Source organism: Planktothrix rubescens CCAP 1459/22 (assembly GCA_904830895.1).
Lineage (GTDB): Bacteria > Cyanobacteriota > Cyanobacteriia > Cyanobacteriales > Microcoleaceae > Planktothrix > Planktothrix agardhii.
Genome location: LR882958.1, coordinates 241,517 through 259,844 on the forward strand (window position 1 = coordinate 241,517; position 18,328 = coordinate 259,844).

Here is an 18,328-nt window from a genome sequence, read left to right on the forward strand (position 1 = left end):
TTAGGTATTTTTACTTCTTTGCATAAAGTTTTGATCCTAAGATTGTTCAAGACAAATTGCCTCACGCTTCGACTGTTTCCTCCGAATCTTCTGTATCTAAATTATCGGGATCAACGTAATAACAAACGGTGTCATCAACGCAGATTAAAGCCCAACCCGATTCATCAATATTTTTTAACTTATAGGCTCCTTGTTTCACAAAAAAGCCTTTGTGATTACGGGTTTCGGCTTTGACAAAAACTTGGCTATCCATAGTGATCCCATCTCCTTAATTTATTATCAAAAAATTTTTTGAACGGCTGATTTTGATTGTTAATAACCGAAGTTCTCAAATACTATCACTATTTTTTGTCTTTGTTAGTTAACTTATGTAATTTTTTGTTGCGCTTTCTTAATACTTTTTAGGAGTTTATAGATTTTCAGTCATTTTCAGCCGTTTTTATTGGATTTACAGCAGTTTAAAGAATTCAATTATCCTGTGAACAATTACCTAATCATGCTAATTAGAGCAGCAAAATTAGGTAAAAGTTCCCTAACCTTCAAATAACCATTGTTTGACTCGGGCTAAGGATTTCCAGTCGGGTTTGCGAGTTAATCCATCTTCAAAATTCTTCGCTAATTCCTGTTGCCAGTCTGTATCTACTAATACTAACTGACTAGCGAGTTCAACGTGGGAACGTACCCCCGATTTCCCTAACTCTAACATCGCCGTCGCTAAATTCACTCGCGCTTGGGGATCATGGGGATTGAGTTTAACGGCCGATTTTGCCGCGTTATGGGCTAATTTCGGTTTATCTGCTAATAGATATAACCAAGCTAAACTTGTCCAAGCATTACTATTTTTTGGGGCGTGATCACAAATATCCTTAAACACTGGAATCAAGGTTTCCGGGTCTTCCCCCGCTTGATACCGTTCAAAACCTTCCTTAAATAATTCTTCTGGAGTCGTCATGATTTGTTGTAGATTTAAAATACGGCAATAGGCTACAAACTGGATTATTTAGTGCCCAATCTATACCTAGGGCGAAGTGCCAACCTTCCATTGTAACAGAACTTAAGTATATGTGGGGGGAATTCATGAATTCCCCCATTGATTCCCTTCACAAAGAATTGGTATTAGGTGGCAAAGGACTTACCACAACCGCAGGTTTGAGTGGCTTGGGGATTGGTAAACTGAAACCCGCCACCAATTAGAGCATCCGTATAATCAAGGACTAGGCCGTAAATGTAGAGTAGGCTTTTGCGATCGCAAACGACCTTAAACCCCTCATAATCAAACACATCATCATCCTCTCGAATGGTACTAGAGTCAGCAAAATCCATCAAATAGGACATTCCAGAACAACCGCCCTGGCGAACTCCGACGCGCAGACATAGATCTTTTCCTTGCTTTTCCCGCAGAAATTGGACTTGTTTGATGGCTGATTCGGTCATCTGAACCCCTTGGGTTGGGGCTTGAGTCGTTTGTGTCATGGGTTGGCCTGACTCCTGTAGTAATGTTTTACACTGATCAAAAAATAATAGCCTTTTGATCGAGCTTCTCTATTTCTAATAGTTTATCAGAAACATCTGGGAGATTGAAAACTCAGTGGCTTTAGACCACCAGATGAAAAGCGACTCAGGGGAATTTATTCCCCGTGAATATTCTCATGATTTATGTTAACATAGTATTAGGTCGAAAAAAGGAGATTTCTATGATAGTTCTGGAATACAAGTGCAAAGGCAAACCCAATCAATACAAAGCTATTGACGAAGCTATCTGTACTACCCAATTCATTCGCAATAAAGCGATTAGATATTGGATGGATAGTTCAAGAGATTTGAAGATTGATAAATTCGCCTTAAACAAATATTCTACGACTCTTAGAAATGAATTCCCCTTTGTTGCCGACTTAAATTCAATGGCAGTCCAATCCGCCGCCGAGCGAGGATGGTCTGCCATTAGTCGTTTTTACGACAATTGTAAGAAAAACATTTCCGGCAAAAAAGGATATCCCAAATTCCAAAAAGATTGCCGTTCCGTTGAATATAAAACATCGGGATGGAAATTACACCCAACCAAAAGACAGATTACCTTTACCGATAAAAATGGAATTGGTAAAGTTAAATTGTTGGGGAAATGGGATATCCACACCTACAATGTTAAAGACATTAAGCGGGTACGTTTAATCCGTCGTGCCGATGGATATTACGCACAATTTTGTCTGAATATTAATGTCACCGATATTCAACCCAAAACCGGAAAAGAAATAGGACTTGATGTTGGTATTGAGTCGTTTTACACAGACTCAAATGGATATAAAGAACCGAATCCTAAGTTTCTGAGAAAGGCAGAAAAATCAATTAAGCAATCTCAGAGACAAATCTATAAAAAAGTTAAAGGTTCCTCGGGGAGACGGAAAGTTAGAAAAGTTTACGCTAAAAAACATTTAAAAGTAAGTAGGCAACGGATTGAACACGCCAAGAGAATTGCGCGTAACGTATGCAAGTCTAACGACTTAGTGGTCTATGAAGATTTAAGTGTGAGAAATCTGCTTAAAAACCATTGTTTAGCTAAATCAATTACTGACGCAAGTTGGTATTTGTTTAGAAAATGGGTAGAATATTTTGCGGCTAAATTTGATAAATTAGCAATTCCTGTTGCACCCCATTACACTTCACAGAAATGTTCTAATTGTGGGGTAATAGTGAAAAAATCTCTATCAACCCGCACCCATGTTTGTAATTGTGGATGTGAATTGCATAGAGATACAAATGCTGCAATTAATATTCTAAATCTTGGTAAACAAGCTAGGGGAGGGCATCCCCAAAGTAACGCTAATGGACTGGAAACCTCTACTCCTCTTGATGAAAGTCTGGTCGAGCAAGTGTCCAGGTTGAAGTTAGAATCTCAGTGTCTTCAGACCTGAGAGTGTCAACGCAGATAAACCTGGCTGGGCGACCAAAATTTGTGTCCTTTTTCCGGGGGAAAAGCGATCGCTATTTCTCCCCCTAATCGGCTATTTTTTGCCCAACTATTCCGGTTGTTGAGAATGTTGTCTAAGCCGCCAACTGAATAATAAGGCTAGAATAACCGAAGGTAAGCAAACGGCGATTAAGGCAATGGTTGAGGACGTGGGAATTGTCAGCAATGGGCCAACGAATTTGATCAAAACCGATAATCCTAGGGATAGGAGTAGAACTTTAAGTAAAAATGTGATTTTGTTATCCATAGATGGCATTCTATAAATATAGAGGGTGCGATCGCCATTTAATAGTTTACTTTAAAAATACCAATGCTAAACCACGACCCGGAATTATTAGAAAAAATTCGTCAACAGTTTGATTCCGCACCCTATCCTAGAACTCCCTTAGAACAATCACCGAAAACCGATTATGAATTGCTATTTATCCATAATTTAGTAACTTGCTATTATCTAAAATATCAGAAAGTTATTAACACAGAAGGTAAAATTATTTTAGATGCTGGATGTGGAACTGGATATAAATCCTTAGTGTTAGCAGAAGCAAATCCAGGGGCTAAGATTGTTGGAATTGATATTTCTGAACAATCTATTGAACTAGCCCGTCAACGTTTAAAATTTCATGGGTTTGACAATGCCGAATTTTATGTTTTACCCATAGAAAATTTGCCCCAAATTGGGTATGAGTTTGATTATATTAATAATGATGAATCGTTGTATCTGTTCCCTGATATTACAGTGCCCCTGAAGGCGATGAAGTCAGTATTAAAACCAGAAGGAATAATTAGAAGCAATCTTCATAGTAAGTTTCAGCGTGTTAATTATTTTAGAGCACAGTCCCTATTCAAAATGATGGGATTAATGGACGATAACCCGACGGATTTAGAGATTGAATTAACTGGGGAAATCATGGAGGCGTTGAAAGATCAAGTGTTATTGAAATTACAGACCTATAATTATGTAATAATTAAAGACAAGAAATTTTTCTTAATGAATTATCTATTTCAAGGAGACAAAGGTTACACAATTCCCGAACTTTTTGCAACCTTAAGAAACTCAGATTTAGAGCTAATCAGTATGGTGAACTGGCGAAACTGGGAAGTTATCGATTTATTTAAGGATGCTGAGAATTTACCTGCATTTTTAGGGATGAGTCTACCCGAACTCTCGGTAGAAGATCGCTTACATTTCTATGAACTCTTACATCCTATCCATCGTTTGCTTGATTTTTGGTGTGGTCATCCCATTACAAATGAGTCTATCGTTCCGGTGAGTAACTGGACAGATGCAGACTGGCAAACAACCCAAGTCCATCTCCATCCCCAACTCAAAACCAGCAAAGCTAAAGACGACTTAATTGAATGTGTCAAGACCCAAAAGCCTTTTGAAATCAGTCAATATGTTAAGTTACCGACCATTGTACCAATCACCCTTGAAAGTCGTCGTGCTGCCTGTTTGCTGCCCATGTGGGAGACGGAACAGCCTATTATGTCCCTGGTAGAACGTTGGCAACAGATCCAACCTGTAGACCCTGTTACCCTAGAACCGATCACTCCTGCAATTGCCTTTGAGCAGGTAAAGGAACTACTTACAACCCTAGATGCCTTTATGTATGTGCTTTTGCAGCATTCAGGATCAAGTTAAAAAAAAATTTTGTTAGGGTGATATGAAACTTTAGAGCAGTGGGTAAGTTAGAACTACCAGATAAAAAGTTAAACATCCCCCCAAACGGAGAAAAGATTATGAAGACTGAATTTAAAGCGAAATTCCTGCAATACGTTTCTAATAGAAAAAAAGAAGAAGGTTTCACCTTAATTGAACTGTTAGTCGTTATTATCATTATCGGTATTCTGGCTGCGATCGCTCTGCCTTCCTTCCTCAGCCAAGCGAGCAAAGCTAAACAGTCTGAAGGGAAACAATACTTAGCTTCTATCAATAAAGGTCAACAGGCCTATTACGTAGAATATACTGCGTTTGGTACCTCAATCGATGCTTTACAAATTGGGATCAAAACCTCAACGAACAACTACACTTATGGCGTAAGCCCTACTGCTACTGGTGGTTCTACTTCTGGAGCCGTACCACTCGCAACTGGAGGTCTCAAGTCTTACGCAGGCATCGTTGCATTAGTAGGTACTGGGACTGCTGACAAAACAACCCAAAGTACCCTATGTGAAGGAGCAGCTGGCAGCACTCCTGCTGTAACAGCACCAGATGGTACAGCCGCACCTGCTTGTGGTGCTACTATGACCGCAGTCACTAAGTAATTCCAAACAGACCATTAGTTGACTCTCCTAATATAAGAAACGGTGTAACCCTGCCTAATCAAATTTGATGATTGGGTGGGGCTATTCAGTTAGTAGTGATTAAATAACTGTGATTTTCTAAATTAATGATATCAGAACAATCTTTAACTCTATCTTTTGATGGGCAGCAGCAAGCTGATGATGCTTGGCAAAAAGGAAATTATGGGGTAGTGACTCAACTCTATGAACAAGCCATTGAAGCTCAACCGGAGTGTAAAGCTTACTATTGGTACTTAGGTTTAGCACTCTTGCTACAAGGTCAAGAAACAGAAGCACAAACGACTTGGTTATGTGCAATGGCGGAAGGGGAGCCAGAAGAAATTGAGCAATGGACAGTAGAACTGATCCAGATTTTGCAAACTGAAGCTGACCATCAGTTAGAATTAAAAAATTATACAAATGCTTGGGCTATTCGTCAGCATATTCGAGAAATCAACCCGGAAGATATCAATAATTTATTGCATTTAATCGGATTATCAACCGTTATTAAAACCTATACTGGAGAAGACTTAAAAGAATGGGGAGTGATAGATTTCCTCAATTCAGAAGAATATATTGGCGTAGATTCTGATCTTTTACTAGAAGTTTTAAAAAGTGTTTTAGATTATGATCCATTTTCTCCATCTACTTTAGAGTTCACAGAGGCGTGTTTACCTTATGTGAAAGATACATCATCATTTATAGTCACTTTTATTGAATTTATTTATAGAACTGCTTATATCTCTTATCGGCATTATTTAGCAGTCAAATATACTGAGTTATGTTTACACCTTGAACCTCAAAATTATGAGTTATTGATAAATTTATCAGCACTTTATCAGAATATTTCAGAATTTAATAAAGGGATAGAAACAGCTAAAGTTTCTATATCTATTGCTGATACTTTAACAAATAAAATTTATGCTAACTATATGCTGATGCGAGCTTTGATGAGTGCTGGAGGATATTGGGATGAGTTTACTGTTACACTCAACGAACACTTCTCACTGCTGCAAACTTTATTTGATCAGCAACCACGATCTTTAGATCCTGCAACTACAGTGCGCTTATTTGCATCTAGCTTTTTCTTCGCGTATTTTCAAGATAATCCTCATAAAAATTTAGCAATTCGTCGCCAACTGGCTCAAATAGCCCAGTTGAATATTGAATCTTATGCTCTCAAGGAAGTAGAAAAATTTAGGAAGTGGAAGTCACCCCTGATCAAAATTGAAGAACGTAGCAATAAACGTTTAAAAATAGGATATCTCTCTCATTGTTTACGTTCTCATTCTGTTGGTTGGTTAGCGCGATGGATATTCCAGCACCATGATCATAACCGCTTTGAAATATATGGTTACTTCATGAGTACAGCAAAAACCAATGATCCTTTAAAAAATTGGTACTTTGATCATGTTAACAAAGGTCATTTATTAGGATTAAGTGGAATAGAAGCAGCTGAAAAAATTTATGAAGATGAGATTGATATTTTAGTAGATTTGGATAGCATTACACTCACAAATAATGCTGACATTTTGGCGATTAAACCCGCGCCTGTTCAAGTTACCTGGCTGGGTTGGGATGCCAGTAATATCCCGATGATTGATTATTACATCGCTGATCCTTATGTTCTTCCAGAGGATGCTCAAGCCTACTATACTGAGAAAATTTGGCGTTTACCTCAAACTTATATTGCAGTAGATGGTTTTGAAGTGGGTGTACCAACCCTGCGTCGAGATGAGCTAGGTATTCCCAATGATTCTATTATTTATTTGACCGCCCAAAGAGCATACAAATGTCATCCAGACATCGTAAGGTTACAATTACAAATTCTCAAAGCTGTACCTAATAGCTATCTTTTAGTTAAGGGTTTATCTGATCAAAAATCTCTGGAAAACTTCTTTTTTGAGATTGCACAATCTGAAGGAATAGAGTGTGAACGATTAAAGTTTTTACCTTTGGCTGCTTCTGAGGAAATTCACAGAGGAAACCTTGGTATTGCTGATGTAGTCTTAGATACCTACCCTTATAATGGCGCCACAACCACAATGGAAACTCTCTGGATGGGGATTCCAATAGTAACAAGAGTTGGACAACAATTTGCGGCTCGAAATAGTTACACCATGATGATCAATGCTGGAATTACAGAAGGTATTGCTTGGACAGATGAGGAATATGTGGAATGGGGAATTAAGTTAGGAAAAGATGAAAATTTACGCCAACAAATTGCTTGGAAATTAAGGAAAAATAGACAAACGGCTCCGTTGTGGAATGGGAAACAGTTTACCCGTGAAATGGAAAATGCTTATGAACAAATGTGGCAGAAGTATATTGAGGGGAAGAATTGATTCTTACGATTCAGAAGAAGGAAAATTTTCTATCCAACAAATATGAGGAGATAGTACATCTCTATAAATTGCATTGTAAAATCTTTCATCTGCTGTTACCATCTGGCATTTATTAGTAACAGCTAAGGAGAGGTAAACACAATCATAAATAGCTTGGTCAACTCGAACAGCAATTTCTAAAGCCATTGGCATTAAGGACTGTGAGGGATAAATTTTTAAATCTCCTCCAATTAAAATAGTTAAATCATTTTGAGCGAGTTCTAAGGTGGTTTCTCCTCGTCGTACCCGCTTCCATAAAATGTTACCAATTTCCGAAAAAAAGAAATCAGGTACTAATAATTCATGGGCATCATCTAAGAGACACTGAGCAATTTCCGAATGAATCTCAGACAATACCCATTTTACTGCTACATTGGCATCAACAACGAATGTATTCAACGATTTCTATCCTCTCTCAGAAGTTCTACACTATCACTAAATATCTGATTGCCATGTTTTTGACGTGCTACAAAAAGTTTAGCTCGGAAATTAGCTCTTGCAGAAACTTGAGTGGTGATTTCTGCTTCCGCTATTTGGGTGAGAATTGCTTTAATTTCATCCTCTAAACTGCGGTTATGTTTTTGCGCCAAACTGCGAATTTTATCAAAAACAACGGGGTTGAGATTATCTAGGACAATCGGATTCATTTCGTTTCCCCAATATGAGTAATTCTATTCTATTATTAATTTATCAGTATTGAGGTAAATTGCCCATTTTTAGCAGAATTATTAAGTGTTCGATGCGTTCATATTCGTCAAGTTCCTGTTTTTCTGAAGGAGTTAGTTCGCCCGATTGACTACGATTTAAGAGAGTGTGCAAACGGCTTTGCATTTCCGGGGAGGGACGAAACTGGGAAATTTGCTCAGGAGTGGGTTGGCTGGCGATAAAAGTCAGGATGTAGTGATAAACCTGAGCCGGAAGTGGAGATTGAACTAGACACTGATGCAAAAGTTCAGGCAGTTTGTCTCCTAATTGAGTAAGTTGAGCGGAAAGTTCTTCAGGGATTTCAATGGTAAAAAGAGCCATTATTCTTAGGGATAAACTGTATAGCCAATTAAGGTTATTTGCTATTATATCCTTCTTTATATCACTTGAAGGTAAAACCTTGATTTTCCCCAGGCTGGAAGGGCGTAACTTCGTTCAAATACCCCAAACTGACAATCATAGGGATTACTTAATTTGTTAGCTATTCTGATTAATGGTTTTTTTCATAAGAAAAAGATGGGAGAGTGGAAACTCAGTGTCTTCAGACCACCAGAGGAAACGCGACACAGGGGAATTTATTCCCATTGAAATATCAAAAAATGTGCTAGAATCAAAAACACATGAGTAAGAACAATAAATATCTGCGTGTTGAAGTATCCTAGTATCGGAGAAATCCCGGCTCCCCTGAAACAACGGTTAGATTTAATTCTAACGGCAGTATGACAAGCAAGGAGCAAGTAAAGGCAGGATATGGAGCGTACCGCAATTTGGCTTAGTGATATCTTCTGAAAGTGTTTTGATTCAAAAGTAAAAGTATCGGGAAGATCGGGTTTTTCGTCCGATCAACTCAGTAGACGATATGCGGCAATCGTAGCGAGAATTAGATTAAACTAATCCTGTCCGCAGAATCGAGCGTGTCTTCAGACCTGAGAGTGTCAAGTTCTATATCCTCATCTTGCCCTAGCTTACTTGTCCATTTCCCATTAGATAATTGTCTGGCGATATGTGTTGGTTTTCCTGTAGAATCCGCATAAATAGCTATTTTTTGCCATCCAGACTCCAAACTATCAGTCTGACAAACTTCATAACCAACAGTTTGAAAAGCCTGCTTGAAAGCATCCAGTGTCACTTCGCGCGGTACTTCCTCCGGCCAGTAATCAATATTTTGCGAATCCGGCCACCACCACCTTTGGTCATCACCTGCTGCCCAAGCAATACAATTGTAATTGATCGTATCAGGACTGGTAATTTTATAACCAGTGGTTGATAAATTAGGAAAATCCCGTTCTATCCAAACTTTAACCCTAGCTATCCAGTCCTCATTCATCACAATATATAACCATTTTTTCTCCCCCAATTTAACCAAGATTCAATCATTTCTTTTGTCTTTCCCTGCTGTTCTGGAGTTACCGGATCTTCGCGGGTAATTGATTTTAAAGCCCAAAACCAACGCCCAGAATTTCTTTCCAGTTCCCGTAATAGCATTGGGATCACATCACTGCCCATACCAATAATTTGCTGATAGGCTGAGTGCATTGATAATTGTTCAGTGGAGGAAACCCCGCGAGTTTCTCCTCTCCATTGCTCGACAAGCTGATAAAAAGTGGTTTCCAATTCAGTTTTTTTGCGAGACTGGTTTTCCTCAATCATCTCTCTAAAATCACCCGAAATGTTGTCTATATTCTGATCAAATTTTAGTGGCGTTAGTGTTGCGATCGCTTGTCCATTTCGAGTTAAAATAATCACTTCTTGACTATTTGCATAGTCCGCAAGTGTGTCTATTGTTTCAGTAATTTCAATAACTTTCATTATTCTTAAGGATAAACTGTATAGCAAATTAAGGTTATCTGCTATTATGGCGGGATTTTCTCTAACCTAGTTAACAGCAAATCATTGTATTGTGGTAGGTTGTACATTTATTAAGTTCAATATGGCAAAAGTATACTCTCAAACTTTGACGATTATTTTCAACCTGCAACGACGTTTAGTTGAATTGATCGATCAAGCAAAAACAGCCGAGTATCATTTGTTTGAAGACTACGGTGAGACGGAGGAAACAATTCCAGAATTGGAACAATTACAAAATGGCGCAGAACGTCTGAGAAACCCTTATTCCCGTCTAGCTACTCTGACATTAGCGATCGCTGAGGCTCAACCTATTGCTCCTACTGCTATGATCAATTTATTGAATCAAACTGTGGAAGAGGCATCAGCAAGTTCTGATGCTGTTGAGGCCAGCATTATGGAAATCAAAAGAAGTTGGAATCTGCCATGAATAGAGAACGAACAATACCAGATGCAGAGACAAGAGCGCGAAATGTCGCTCGGATGCGTGATGCCTGCCGTCGGGTTGACGCTGTTACCCTCGCACTGGATGAATTAATCGCTATGGTAGAAGAACATAACCGTCACAGTCCACTAACTTTATACCGATTAGCTAAGTATAAGGGTGAAGAGGTGGAACAAAAGAGTCAGACTTGATGTTAAAGAATACTTTTTGAAATAAGTCAGCCATGAAATCAATTTCGGTCGTAGAGACGTTCCACTTAACGTTTCTACGACCAGTTTTAAAGGGTTAGCAAAGGCAAGTTTTTAGTTGTCTAAATCATAAGATCATGATGGGAGTGTGGAAACTCAGTGTCTTCAGACCTGAGAGGAAACACGACACAGGGGAATTTATTCCCCTAAAAATATTAGATTATGTTAGCATAAAGAGGCCAACAAAGTCGTGATAGTCGAGTCAATGACTAAAACAAATATAATGATGGGAGTACAGCAAGTTTTACTCTGTACCGACTCGGAAACCCATGCGTTGATAGAGTATCTCTGTCAACAATCAGGAAAATTATACAATACAGGAGTTTATTTTGCCCGTCAAACATTTTTTAAGACCGGGAAATTATTAACCGGAAAGTTTGATTTAGCATTTGAACCATCGGTGGCCAAGTCTTTGTTAGCACAATCAATGCCATCAACGCCGATGCAACAGACCCTAATGTCGGTAACAGAATCCTTCAAATCTTTTAAGAATCTAAGAGATTTGTATACCAAAGGTCAATTACATTTTCGACCTAAACCTCCTGGTTATTTAACAGGTTCTAAACTATTTAAAGTTGCCTATCCCAATTCAGGAGGACAAAGACCAACACTGATTGATGGTCAACTTAGATTCGCTCTCGGAACAACAGTTAAAAGATGGTTTGGGGTATCTGAATTTTTCTTACCTATGCCATCAAATCTTGACTATTCCAAAGTTAAGGAGTTTACAATTTTACCTAAGAACGGCGTTTTTTATTTGGAAATGTCTTATGAAGTAGAAAAACAAAAACACGATTTAGATATCAGTCAAGCCTTATCAATTGACCTGGGAACTGCTGATAATTTAGCAGCTTGTGTTGATACCTTGGGAAATTCCTTTTTGATTGATGCCAGAGATTTGAAAGCTAAAAATCAACTTTGGAACAAAAAAATATCAACACGCAAAGAAGGTAAATCCCAAGGATATTGGGACAATTGGTTAGACCGTGTAACTCGTAAACGCAATCACCAAATGCGTGACGGGATTAATAAAGCAGCTAAACTGATGATTAACCACTGCCTTAAATGTGGCATTGGCACTTTGGTAATGGGTTGGAATGAAGGATTTAAAACTAATACTAATCTAGGTAATTTGAATAATCAAAAATTTATTCAAATGCCTTTAGGTAAACTAAAATCCCGTGTCAAACAACTTTGTGATTTACACAGGATTAGATTTATTGAAACCGAAGAAGCCTACACTTCAAAAGCTAGTTTTTTAGATGGGGACTCCCTACCCAAGTACGGTGAAAAACCGATTGAGTGGAAAGCATCTGGAAACAGAATTAAGCGTGGACTTTATCGGACAGCCGATGGATTTTTTGTTAATGCTGACCTTAATGGCGCAGCCAATATTTTAAGCAAAGTATCGGGAAGATTGGGTATACGGCTTGATCAACTCAGTAGACGATCTTTGGCAGTCGTAGCGAGAGTTAAATTAATTTAATTCTGTCCGCAGAATCTCAGCGTCTTCAGACCTGAGAGTGTCAAAAACTGGGATGATTTCTGCACCGACAGATGCGATCGCTTCTTGATTTTCAGCATTCAACTTAATTCGACCCTGTAGTTGAGAAGATAAAGCAGACCACTGGCTGGAATTTAGTTGACCCATTAAAACAATTTCTACACTGTCATCAAGCTCTAATTCTTCTTCCATTAACAAATTCATCATCACACTAGACAATGCTAAATTTGCATCTTCATCTGATATGTTTTGATGATCAATAAGTAAAGTTATTTTGCTTCGGTTGGGATGAGTTGTTATCGTTTTAATTATATTCGCTAATTCGGTATAAAGCACTTCTTCTGGTTGGCTCCAATCGGGAAAAATAACTAAATTAATCTCTCTTAAATTAAAACGGATCAGAGTAGCATTAATTAAAGCCGAACTGATAGTATCAGCCATTTTTGACCAAGAAAACTGTTTAGCTTGTTCTAGTCCTTTAGTCATTAAACTATTACGGACTTTGAATTTTTGTACTTCACAAAGAGCATCAGTCATGGCATCAATATCATCATCTTTAATATAAATTGCCGCCTCTCCTGCGACTTCAGGAATCGAAGCATTTGCACAAGTAATAACAGGACAACCACAGGCTAAAGCTTCTGCAATTGGCATTCCAAAGCCTTCATATTTAGAGGGATAAACCAGGGCGGTTGCACCTGAATAAGCGGCTCTGAGTTCTTCATCGCTGAGATATAAAGAATGAACAACACTCCCTGCTGCTAACTCTCGAAATTCCGTTCCTAATAAATAACCTGTTCCTGTACAAACTACATCAAATCCAGTTTTACTCTGAAGTTGAGCAAACCCTTGAAAAAATAAAATAGCGTTTTTATAATTACTGCCTGCCCCAACCAATAGAAAATAGGGTTTATTAATTCCATACTTTGTTTTAAACTGAATAATTTCTTCAATGGGCGCAGGATAAAAAGAACCAGAAATCCCACAGTGAGCTACTGTAATCTCAGAATTAATATCAGGAAAATACTTAACTAAATCATTCGCTGTACTTTCTGAAATGGAAATATAAGCCGACGCATGGGCAATTCCTCTGTGTTTTTCCCGCCACATGGGTTCATCTAGGTTACCCCCTAAAATTTCAGGAATCATATCATAAGCCATAAAAACTGATGGCGTTGAAATAGGAGTTGTATAATAAGTCGAAATGAATAAATCTGCTCCTTCTTGATCACAAACTTCTTGAAGCATTTGACAATCAGCATCAGTATTATTGTAGTCATAAGCAGGAATTGTTCGATACCAAAGCCCAGGAATTTTGGGAGCGGTTCCATCCCGATCTAAAATCATAATATGACGACCAAAACCGTTATTTTTCCATTCTTCTAATAATGAACGCCAAACCCTTGCGATACCCGTCTGATACATTTGGAAAAATACACCATCAATTATAATTTTTGGATGACTGATTGAAACTTTAGAATCAGTTGTTACTGAACCACTATTTGCATGAGGATTTAATATGAGATTTTCTAAAAAATTACTAAAAGTTTTTGTATTATTAACCAAGTCCAATATATGTTGATGATACTCATCTAATGTATTTTCACCCGATCTGGTAGATGGCATGATACCAGTTAATATCCATTGATATTTAGTCAACAAACAATTAACAATAGATACTACAATTGCGTCTTTCTGTGGTGAAGGTTGAAGGTGTTTCCCAATGACTAGCAAATGTGATTCTATGATTTCCCAAAACAATTGGTTTGCAGATAATTCTGATAAACGCTGATTAAAAACTTTTTCAATGTATCTATTCCAATCCCCAAAATCAGCCATGCGCCGAATATATAACAATGGTTGTTGAAGATGGGCAAAGCTTCCAAATAAAGACAATTCTGCCAACAAAAGGACATCAGGGCCTATTATTTTTAAGCCTAATGTTGCTTGTCTCAGAGCAGATAGTTTAATCAAACCATAAACTGGATAGCAATATCCTAATCCCCATAAAACGACATTAACACGAGATATTGTGTCTAATCCTCTAGTGTCAACTGAACCTGGTATGATTCCCAATGGCTGACTATCCGTATCTATCCACATTGCTTGCGGATGGCACAGAACAATAGATTCATCTTGAGACATCACTTCGACACAATGAGATAGAAACTGAGGATGCCACAAGTCATGTCCTGATACCCAAACAAAATAATCTCCTTGTGCTAATTCAACTACCTTTTTGAAATTACCTGATGCACCGATATTAGTGGGATTTGGACAATAACGAATCCGATCATCTTTATGAGTATATTCCTGACAAATTTCAGGAGTATTGTCACTGGAGGCATTATCTGAAATGATTAACTCAAAATTTTGATAATCCTGTCCGAGTATTGACTCCAGGGTTTTTTGAAGATAAGTTTCTTCATTATAAATTGGCAGACCAATACTAATAAGAGGTTGATATTTTTCCATATTATTATGCTCCTTATTATTTAAAATAAATCGACAGGAATCAGACAGCTAAGAAAGCACTACTTACGTCGTCAAATCGCTCTCCCGTTACTCAACTGTGCGGTTGCTAGTCTGGAACCGAATGAAATTTATTGTGAGATTGGAACACAACAGGGTTTAACATTGATTGGTGCGCTTTTGAATCAACCAGAAGCTATTGCCTATGCTATTAATGACAATCCTGATTTTACACCAGATAGTGAAAGTTTAGAACAGCTATTTAAAAATTTACATCAGTTTAACCTGGAGGAACAGGTTTGTTTTTTTGACACTCCCCAGCCTGAAGGCGTGGGGATTCTTGGTTCAACGAAACCACTTAATCAAAGTACCTTGCAGTGCTTTAACCAGAGGTGGGATTCTCCCCAAGCGTAAATTTGGGTATGCCCTACCCTATTCGCAGTGAGCCTGTCGAACTGCTGCGAGTTCTTTTTTACTTGAAACAAATTTGTTTCAAAAAACTGGTTGCCTAGCTCCCATGAATCTTTTACCCACTGCTGGGGGAAACTAGAACTGTGCAGTAGAACCCTATAGATTCAATTGTCAAGGTTCAGTGTTCTGCCGTTAGGCGACTAGGTTTTTAGACAGGTTTTTTACCTTTCCTGTTACCTGAAATGGGAGCATCGATCAGATGTCAATAGACAACCCAATATAAAGCCTAACTAGAAGTTAGGGGTTTTAAACCCATTTTTCCGATAACCAAGATGTTGAAGAATTTTTATTAGAACTGCGACAACTGGAAACGGAGATTAAAATAGGGGTTTATGTTGTCCAGAGTTCAACCGATTATCGTTCTACTTTATTAGCTTTATTATTAGCTAAACCCCTGTTATCAGATTCAGCTTTAATTATAGTTGATCATGGAAATATTAGTTTTGTTCAGCAAGCAATCTGGGATTTTTTAGCCTCTTATCCACAAGCAAAACTGTTTCCAGAATTATCTATTTTAGTAAATAGTCATTTTACTGATAAAATTCAAGTTTTAAGTTGGAACCAGAACAGAACATTTAATTATTCAGTGCAAATATTTCAAGCACAACGTCAAGATTCTGTCATCCAAGAAATTATTGAATTAGCAGAACAAAAACCCACAGATGAACAGTTACAGCAAATTTATAAACAAGGGATAACTGCTCATCAAAATCAACAGTTTGATTTAGCTGAAAATCACTATAAATTATTGCTTAGATGGCAAGAAAAAAACACTGAAGTTTGGGTTAATTTAGGAATTTTATACTATCAACAAGAAATTTATTCTCAATCTATTTTAGTATTGTCTCATGTTTTAGAACTAGATCAAATTAATAATTTAGCTTATTACTATCTGGGAATGAGTTATGAAAAATTGAATCAAATTCAACAAGCGATCGCAGCCTACCAAAAAACAATTGAATTAAAACCCGATTATATTGATGCCTATAATAACTTAGGAAATCTCTTAACGCAACAAGGGCAATTTATAGAAGCAGAAACCGTTTACCGTCAAGGAATTAATATTAACCCGAATCATTTTGGCAGTTACTTAAACTTAGGGAATCTCTTTTTATTGCAAAATCAAATAGAATCAGCATTAGAAAATTATCAAATTGCTTTACAAATTATTCCCAATAATCCTGATATTCTGCACAATTTAGAACTAGCTAAAGAAAGGCAACAAAACCCCGCACCCTATTATAGCAGTTTTGGCGATCGCTTGTATGAATTAGGGAATTATCAAGGAGCGATCGCCCAATATCAAAAACTACTGGATTTACAACAGGGAGATGTTAATATTTATGAAAAAATCCATCAATGTTACTGGAATTCAGGAGAATATGATATTGCAATTAATAGCTTAAAAACAGCCATAGAGCTTTATTCTCAATTTGCACCTCTCCACTTTACCCTAATTACCAATCTTCTCTATCAGGGAAGAACAGAGGAAGCAGCTACACAAGCGAAAATTGCCTTGGAATGTTTACCGAAAGATTATACTTTTACATTGCTTAAAAATTTAATAGTTCCGATGTTTTATCACTCCGTTGAGGAAATCAGCTATTATCAAGAACGGTTTAACAAAGGATTAAAAACCTTAATTGAAACAACAGATTTTAATGATTATGAAACCTTGGAACCAGCGTTTTTAGGAATGGGAAGATTTACTAATTTCTACCTGGGTTATCAAGCGAGAAATATTATAGAAGAACAACGGATTTATGGTGATTTCCTCCATCAGATGATGTCAGCAAAATATCCCCAATGGGTGCAACCGTTAACCCTACCAACAGTTGAGAATAAAATTAGAGTTGGATATGTTTCTAACTATTTGCATTGTTATAGCGGGTCACTTTGGTTAACGGGTTGGTTGCGGTATGCTAACTCTGATAAGTTTGAAATTTACTCTTATTATACTGGCAATTCTCCCGATCCAGTTACGGAACAATTTCGACAATATAGCTATAAATTCTATCATATTCCAGACAATTTAGAAGCGGTTGCTGAACAAATTTTAAAGGATAAACTGCATATTTTAGTCTATCCAGAAATTGGCATGAACCCCCCAACAATGGAACTCGCCGCCTTGCGTTTAGCACCTATTCAATGCACCGCTTGGGGTCATCCAGTAACATCGGGACTACCCACCATTGATTATTTTCTTTCTAGTCAATTAATGGAACCAGAGAACCCCCAGGAACATTATTCAGAAACGTTAATTTTATTACCGAATATTGGGGTTGCTTATCCCAAACCGCAAGATATTCCAGCGTTAATTAAAACTCGATCAGATTATGATTTACCAGAGGATGCGGTGATTTATTTATGTTGTCAAGCACCCTTTAAATATCTTCCTCAATATGATTATATTTTACCAGAAATTGCAGTAAAAGTTCCTAATGCTAAGTTTTTATTTTTCCGAGGAACACTATTAAATGATCGGTTAAAACAAGCATTTGCTAATTATGGGTTAAATTATGAAGACTATTGTTTACATCGAAACGTCCCTGAAAGGTTTGATTATTTGATGTTAAATTTGCTTTCTGATGTGTTTTTAGATACCTTTACTTGGTCGGGAGGAAATACATCTTTAGAAGCGATCGCTTGTAATTTACCCATTGTAACTTGTCCTGGGGAATTTATGCGCGGACGCCATGCTGATAGTTTCTTAAAAATGATTGGTTTAACCGAAACAATTGCAGAAAATGAAGCAGAATATGTTAAAATAGCAGTTAAATTAGGATTAGATTCTGTATGGCGCAAAACAATTTCTGAACAGATGAGCGATCGCCATCATCTAATTTTTGATGATCAAGTTTGCGTGGCTGGGTTAGAGGAATTTTATCAAACCGTTGTCGCTGCTTCGGCGCTATTTTATTTGTCCTCAAATCAGTAGGGATTGCTTACGAATATTCAGGATTCTAATAACAACATCTATCCGATAGGAATAGGCAATGGTCAATA

The 18,328-nt window shown here is 37.5% G+C and carries 19 protein-coding genes; 9 read left to right on the plus strand and 10 right to left on the minus strand.

Annotated features, from left to right (window positions below; translation table 11 throughout):
• Positions 1-61 precede the first annotated feature (61 nt).
• From NMG86_RS01205 to NMG86_RS01215, 3 genes are all read right to left on the minus strand, one after another.
• The gene (locus NMG86_RS01205) at positions 62-253 is read right to left on the minus strand and encodes a hypothetical protein (protein WP_081692271.1); all 192 of its coding nucleotides are present in this window, start codon (positions 251-253) and stop codon (positions 62-64) included.
• Positions 254-532: 279 nt separating this feature from the next.
• The gene (locus tag NMG86_RS01210; RefSeq protein WP_026796825.1) at positions 533-952 is read right to left on the minus strand and encodes a tetratricopeptide repeat protein; all 420 of its coding nucleotides are present in this window, start codon (positions 950-952) and stop codon (positions 533-535) included.
• A 164-nt stretch (positions 953-1,116) separates the two neighbouring features.
• Entirely contained in the window at positions 1,117-1,473 is a 357-nt protein-coding gene (locus tag NMG86_RS01215) for a HesB/IscA family protein (RefSeq protein WP_026796826.1), read from the minus strand.
• Positions 1,474-1,694: 221 nt separating this feature from the next.
• On the opposite strand from NMG86_RS01215, the gene NMG86_RS01220 reads away from it, so the two are divergent.
• On the plus strand, positions 1,695-2,909 hold the full coding sequence (locus NMG86_RS01220) for an RNA-guided endonuclease InsQ/TnpB family protein (RefSeq protein WP_026798742.1): 1,215 nt from the start codon (positions 1,695-1,697) through the stop codon (positions 2,907-2,909).
• 105 nt (positions 2,910-3,014) lie between these two features.
• Here NMG86_RS01220 and NMG86_RS01225 read toward each other — a convergent pair whose 3' ends face one another.
• Complete coding sequence (locus NMG86_RS01225; protein WP_071782746.1) at positions 3,015-3,212, minus strand: hypothetical protein; 198 nt, start codon at positions 3,210-3,212, stop codon at positions 3,015-3,017.
• 63 nt (positions 3,213-3,275) lie between these two features.
• On the opposite strand from NMG86_RS01225, the gene NMG86_RS01230 reads away from it, so the two are divergent.
• The 3 genes from NMG86_RS01230 to NMG86_RS01240 all read left to right on the plus strand — a co-directional run bounded on the left by NMG86_RS01230 (position 3,276) and on the right by NMG86_RS01240 (position 7,593).
• Positions 3,276-4,607 carry a class I SAM-dependent methyltransferase gene (locus NMG86_RS01230; RefSeq protein ID WP_026796828.1) on the plus strand — a complete coding sequence of 444 codons (1,332 nt, stop codon included), beginning with the start codon at positions 3,276-3,278 and terminating at the stop codon, positions 4,605-4,607.
• Positions 4,608-4,645: 38 nt separating this feature from the next.
• Positions 4,646-5,230, plus strand: coding sequence for a type IV pilin-like G/H family protein (locus tag NMG86_RS01235; RefSeq protein ID WP_274518196.1), 585 nt, complete (start codon positions 4,646-4,648; stop codon positions 5,228-5,230).
• A gap of 125 nt (positions 5,231-5,355) precedes the next feature.
• The gene (locus NMG86_RS01240) at positions 5,356-7,593 is read left to right on the plus strand and encodes an O-linked N-acetylglucosamine transferase, SPINDLY family protein (protein WP_026796830.1); all 2,238 of its coding nucleotides are present in this window, start codon (positions 5,356-5,358) and stop codon (positions 7,591-7,593) included.
• Between the two features lie 3 nt (positions 7,594-7,596).
• Here NMG86_RS01240 and NMG86_RS01245 read toward each other — a convergent pair whose 3' ends face one another.
• The 5 genes from NMG86_RS01245 to NMG86_RS01265 all read right to left on the minus strand — a co-directional run bounded on the left by NMG86_RS01245 (position 7,597) and on the right by NMG86_RS01265 (position 10,146).
• A complete protein-coding gene (locus tag NMG86_RS01245) occupies positions 7,597-8,031 on the minus strand; it encodes a type II toxin-antitoxin system VapC family toxin (protein WP_026796831.1) in 435 nt (144 codons plus the stop codon).
• Positions 8,028-8,279 (minus strand): hypothetical protein, encoded by a 252-nt coding sequence (locus tag NMG86_RS01250; protein ID WP_026796832.1) that lies wholly within the window; start codon positions 8,277-8,279, stop codon positions 8,028-8,030. The genes NMG86_RS01245 and NMG86_RS01250 overlap by 4 nt, the downstream gene beginning before the upstream one ends.
• 43 nt (positions 8,280-8,322) lie before the next feature.
• Entirely contained in the window at positions 8,323-8,658 is a 336-nt protein-coding gene (locus NMG86_RS01255) for a hypothetical protein (protein ID WP_026796833.1), read from the minus strand.
• 559 nt (positions 8,659-9,217) lie between these two features.
• Positions 9,218-9,664 (minus strand): DUF7689 domain-containing protein, encoded by a 447-nt coding sequence (locus NMG86_RS01260; RefSeq protein ID WP_087882245.1) that lies wholly within the window; start codon positions 9,662-9,664, stop codon positions 9,218-9,220.
• The gene (locus NMG86_RS01265) at positions 9,664-10,146 is read right to left on the minus strand and encodes a hypothetical protein (RefSeq protein WP_233423082.1); all 483 of its coding nucleotides are present in this window, start codon (positions 10,144-10,146) and stop codon (positions 9,664-9,666) included. The genes NMG86_RS01260 and NMG86_RS01265 overlap by 1 nt, the downstream gene beginning before the upstream one ends.
• 121 nt (positions 10,147-10,267) lie before the next feature.
• On the opposite strand from NMG86_RS01265, the gene NMG86_RS01270 reads away from it, so the two are divergent.
• From NMG86_RS01270 to NMG86_RS01280, 3 genes are all read left to right on the plus strand, one after another.
• The gene (locus tag NMG86_RS01270; RefSeq protein ID WP_026796835.1) at positions 10,268-10,612 is read left to right on the plus strand and encodes a hypothetical protein; all 345 of its coding nucleotides are present in this window, start codon (positions 10,268-10,270) and stop codon (positions 10,610-10,612) included.
• Positions 10,609-10,818 carry a hypothetical protein gene (locus NMG86_RS01275; protein WP_026796836.1) on the plus strand — a complete coding sequence of 70 codons (210 nt, stop codon included), beginning with the start codon at positions 10,609-10,611 and terminating at the stop codon, positions 10,816-10,818. The genes NMG86_RS01270 and NMG86_RS01275 overlap by 4 nt, the downstream gene beginning before the upstream one ends.
• 262 nt (positions 10,819-11,080) lie before the next feature.
• Complete coding sequence (locus NMG86_RS01280) at positions 11,081-12,361, plus strand: RNA-guided endonuclease InsQ/TnpB family protein (protein ID WP_233423065.1); 1,281 nt, start codon at positions 11,081-11,083, stop codon at positions 12,359-12,361.
• Here NMG86_RS01280 and NMG86_RS01285 read toward each other — a convergent pair.
• Positions 12,353-14,854 (minus strand): glycosyltransferase, encoded by a 2,502-nt coding sequence (locus NMG86_RS01285; RefSeq protein WP_043938919.1) that lies wholly within the window; start codon positions 14,852-14,854, stop codon positions 12,353-12,355. The two genes, NMG86_RS01280 and NMG86_RS01285, sit on opposite strands and share 9 nt — an antisense overlap.
• 162 nt (positions 14,855-15,016) lie before the next feature.
• On the opposite strand from NMG86_RS01285, the gene NMG86_RS01290 reads away from it, so the two are divergent.
• Both NMG86_RS01290 and NMG86_RS01295 read left to right on the plus strand, forming a co-directional pair.
• Entirely contained in the window at positions 15,017-15,265 is a 249-nt protein-coding gene (locus NMG86_RS01290; RefSeq protein WP_026796838.1) for a hypothetical protein, read from the plus strand.
• 643 nt (positions 15,266-15,908) lie between these two features.
• On the plus strand, positions 15,909-18,260 hold the full coding sequence (locus NMG86_RS01295) for a tetratricopeptide repeat protein (RefSeq protein WP_071783067.1): 2,352 nt from the start codon (positions 15,909-15,911) through the stop codon (positions 18,258-18,260).
• The last annotated feature ends 68 nt before the right edge of the window (positions 18,261-18,328 follow it).

What these genes read in the sequence shown, in the direction of transcription:
- NMG86_RS01250 (WP_026796832.1), bottom strand. Translation starts at nt 8,279, where the DNA reads ATGAATCCGATTGTCCTAGATAATCTCAACCCCGTTGTTTTTGATAAA.
- NMG86_RS01280 (WP_233423065.1), top strand. Translation starts at nt 11,081, where the DNA reads ATGACTAAAACAAATATAATGATGGGAGTACAGCAAGTTTTACTCTGT.
- NMG86_RS01275 (WP_026796836.1), top strand. Translation starts at nt 10,609, where the DNA reads ATGAATAGAGAACGAACAATACCAGATGCAGAGACAAGAGCGCGAAAT.
- NMG86_RS01265 (WP_233423082.1), bottom strand. Translation starts at nt 10,146, where the DNA reads ATGAAAGTTATTGAAATTACTGAAACAATAGACACACTTGCGGACTAT.
- NMG86_RS01240 (WP_026796830.1), top strand. Translation starts at nt 5,356, where the DNA reads ATGATATCAGAACAATCTTTAACTCTATCTTTTGATGGGCAGCAGCAA.
- NMG86_RS01210 (WP_026796825.1), bottom strand. Translation starts at nt 952, where the DNA reads ATGACGACTCCAGAAGAATTATTTAAGGAAGGTTTTGAACGGTATCAA.
- NMG86_RS01255 (WP_026796833.1), bottom strand. Translation starts at nt 8,658, where the DNA reads ATGGCTCTTTTTACCATTGAAATCCCTGAAGAACTTTCCGCTCAACTT.
- NMG86_RS01270 (WP_026796835.1), top strand. Translation starts at nt 10,268, where the DNA reads ATGGCAAAAGTATACTCTCAAACTTTGACGATTATTTTCAACCTGCAA.
- NMG86_RS01260 (WP_087882245.1), bottom strand. Translation starts at nt 9,664, where the DNA reads ATGAATGAGGACTGGATAGCTAGGGTTAAAGTTTGGATAGAACGGGAT.
- NMG86_RS01285 (WP_043938919.1), bottom strand. Translation starts at nt 14,854, where the DNA reads ATGGAAAAATATCAACCTCTTATTAGTATTGGTCTGCCAATTTATAAT.
- NMG86_RS01230 (WP_026796828.1), top strand. Translation starts at nt 3,276, where the DNA reads ATGCTAAACCACGACCCGGAATTATTAGAAAAAATTCGTCAACAGTTT.
- NMG86_RS01225 (WP_071782746.1), bottom strand. Translation starts at nt 3,212, where the DNA reads ATGGATAACAAAATCACATTTTTACTTAAAGTTCTACTCCTATCCCTA.
- NMG86_RS01220 (WP_026798742.1), top strand. Translation starts at nt 1,695, where the DNA reads ATGATAGTTCTGGAATACAAGTGCAAAGGCAAACCCAATCAATACAAA.
- NMG86_RS01215 (WP_026796826.1), bottom strand. Translation starts at nt 1,473, where the DNA reads ATGACACAAACGACTCAAGCCCCAACCCAAGGGGTTCAGATGACCGAA.
- NMG86_RS01205 (WP_081692271.1), bottom strand. Translation starts at nt 253, where the DNA reads ATGGATAGCCAAGTTTTTGTCAAAGCCGAAACCCGTAATCACAAAGGC.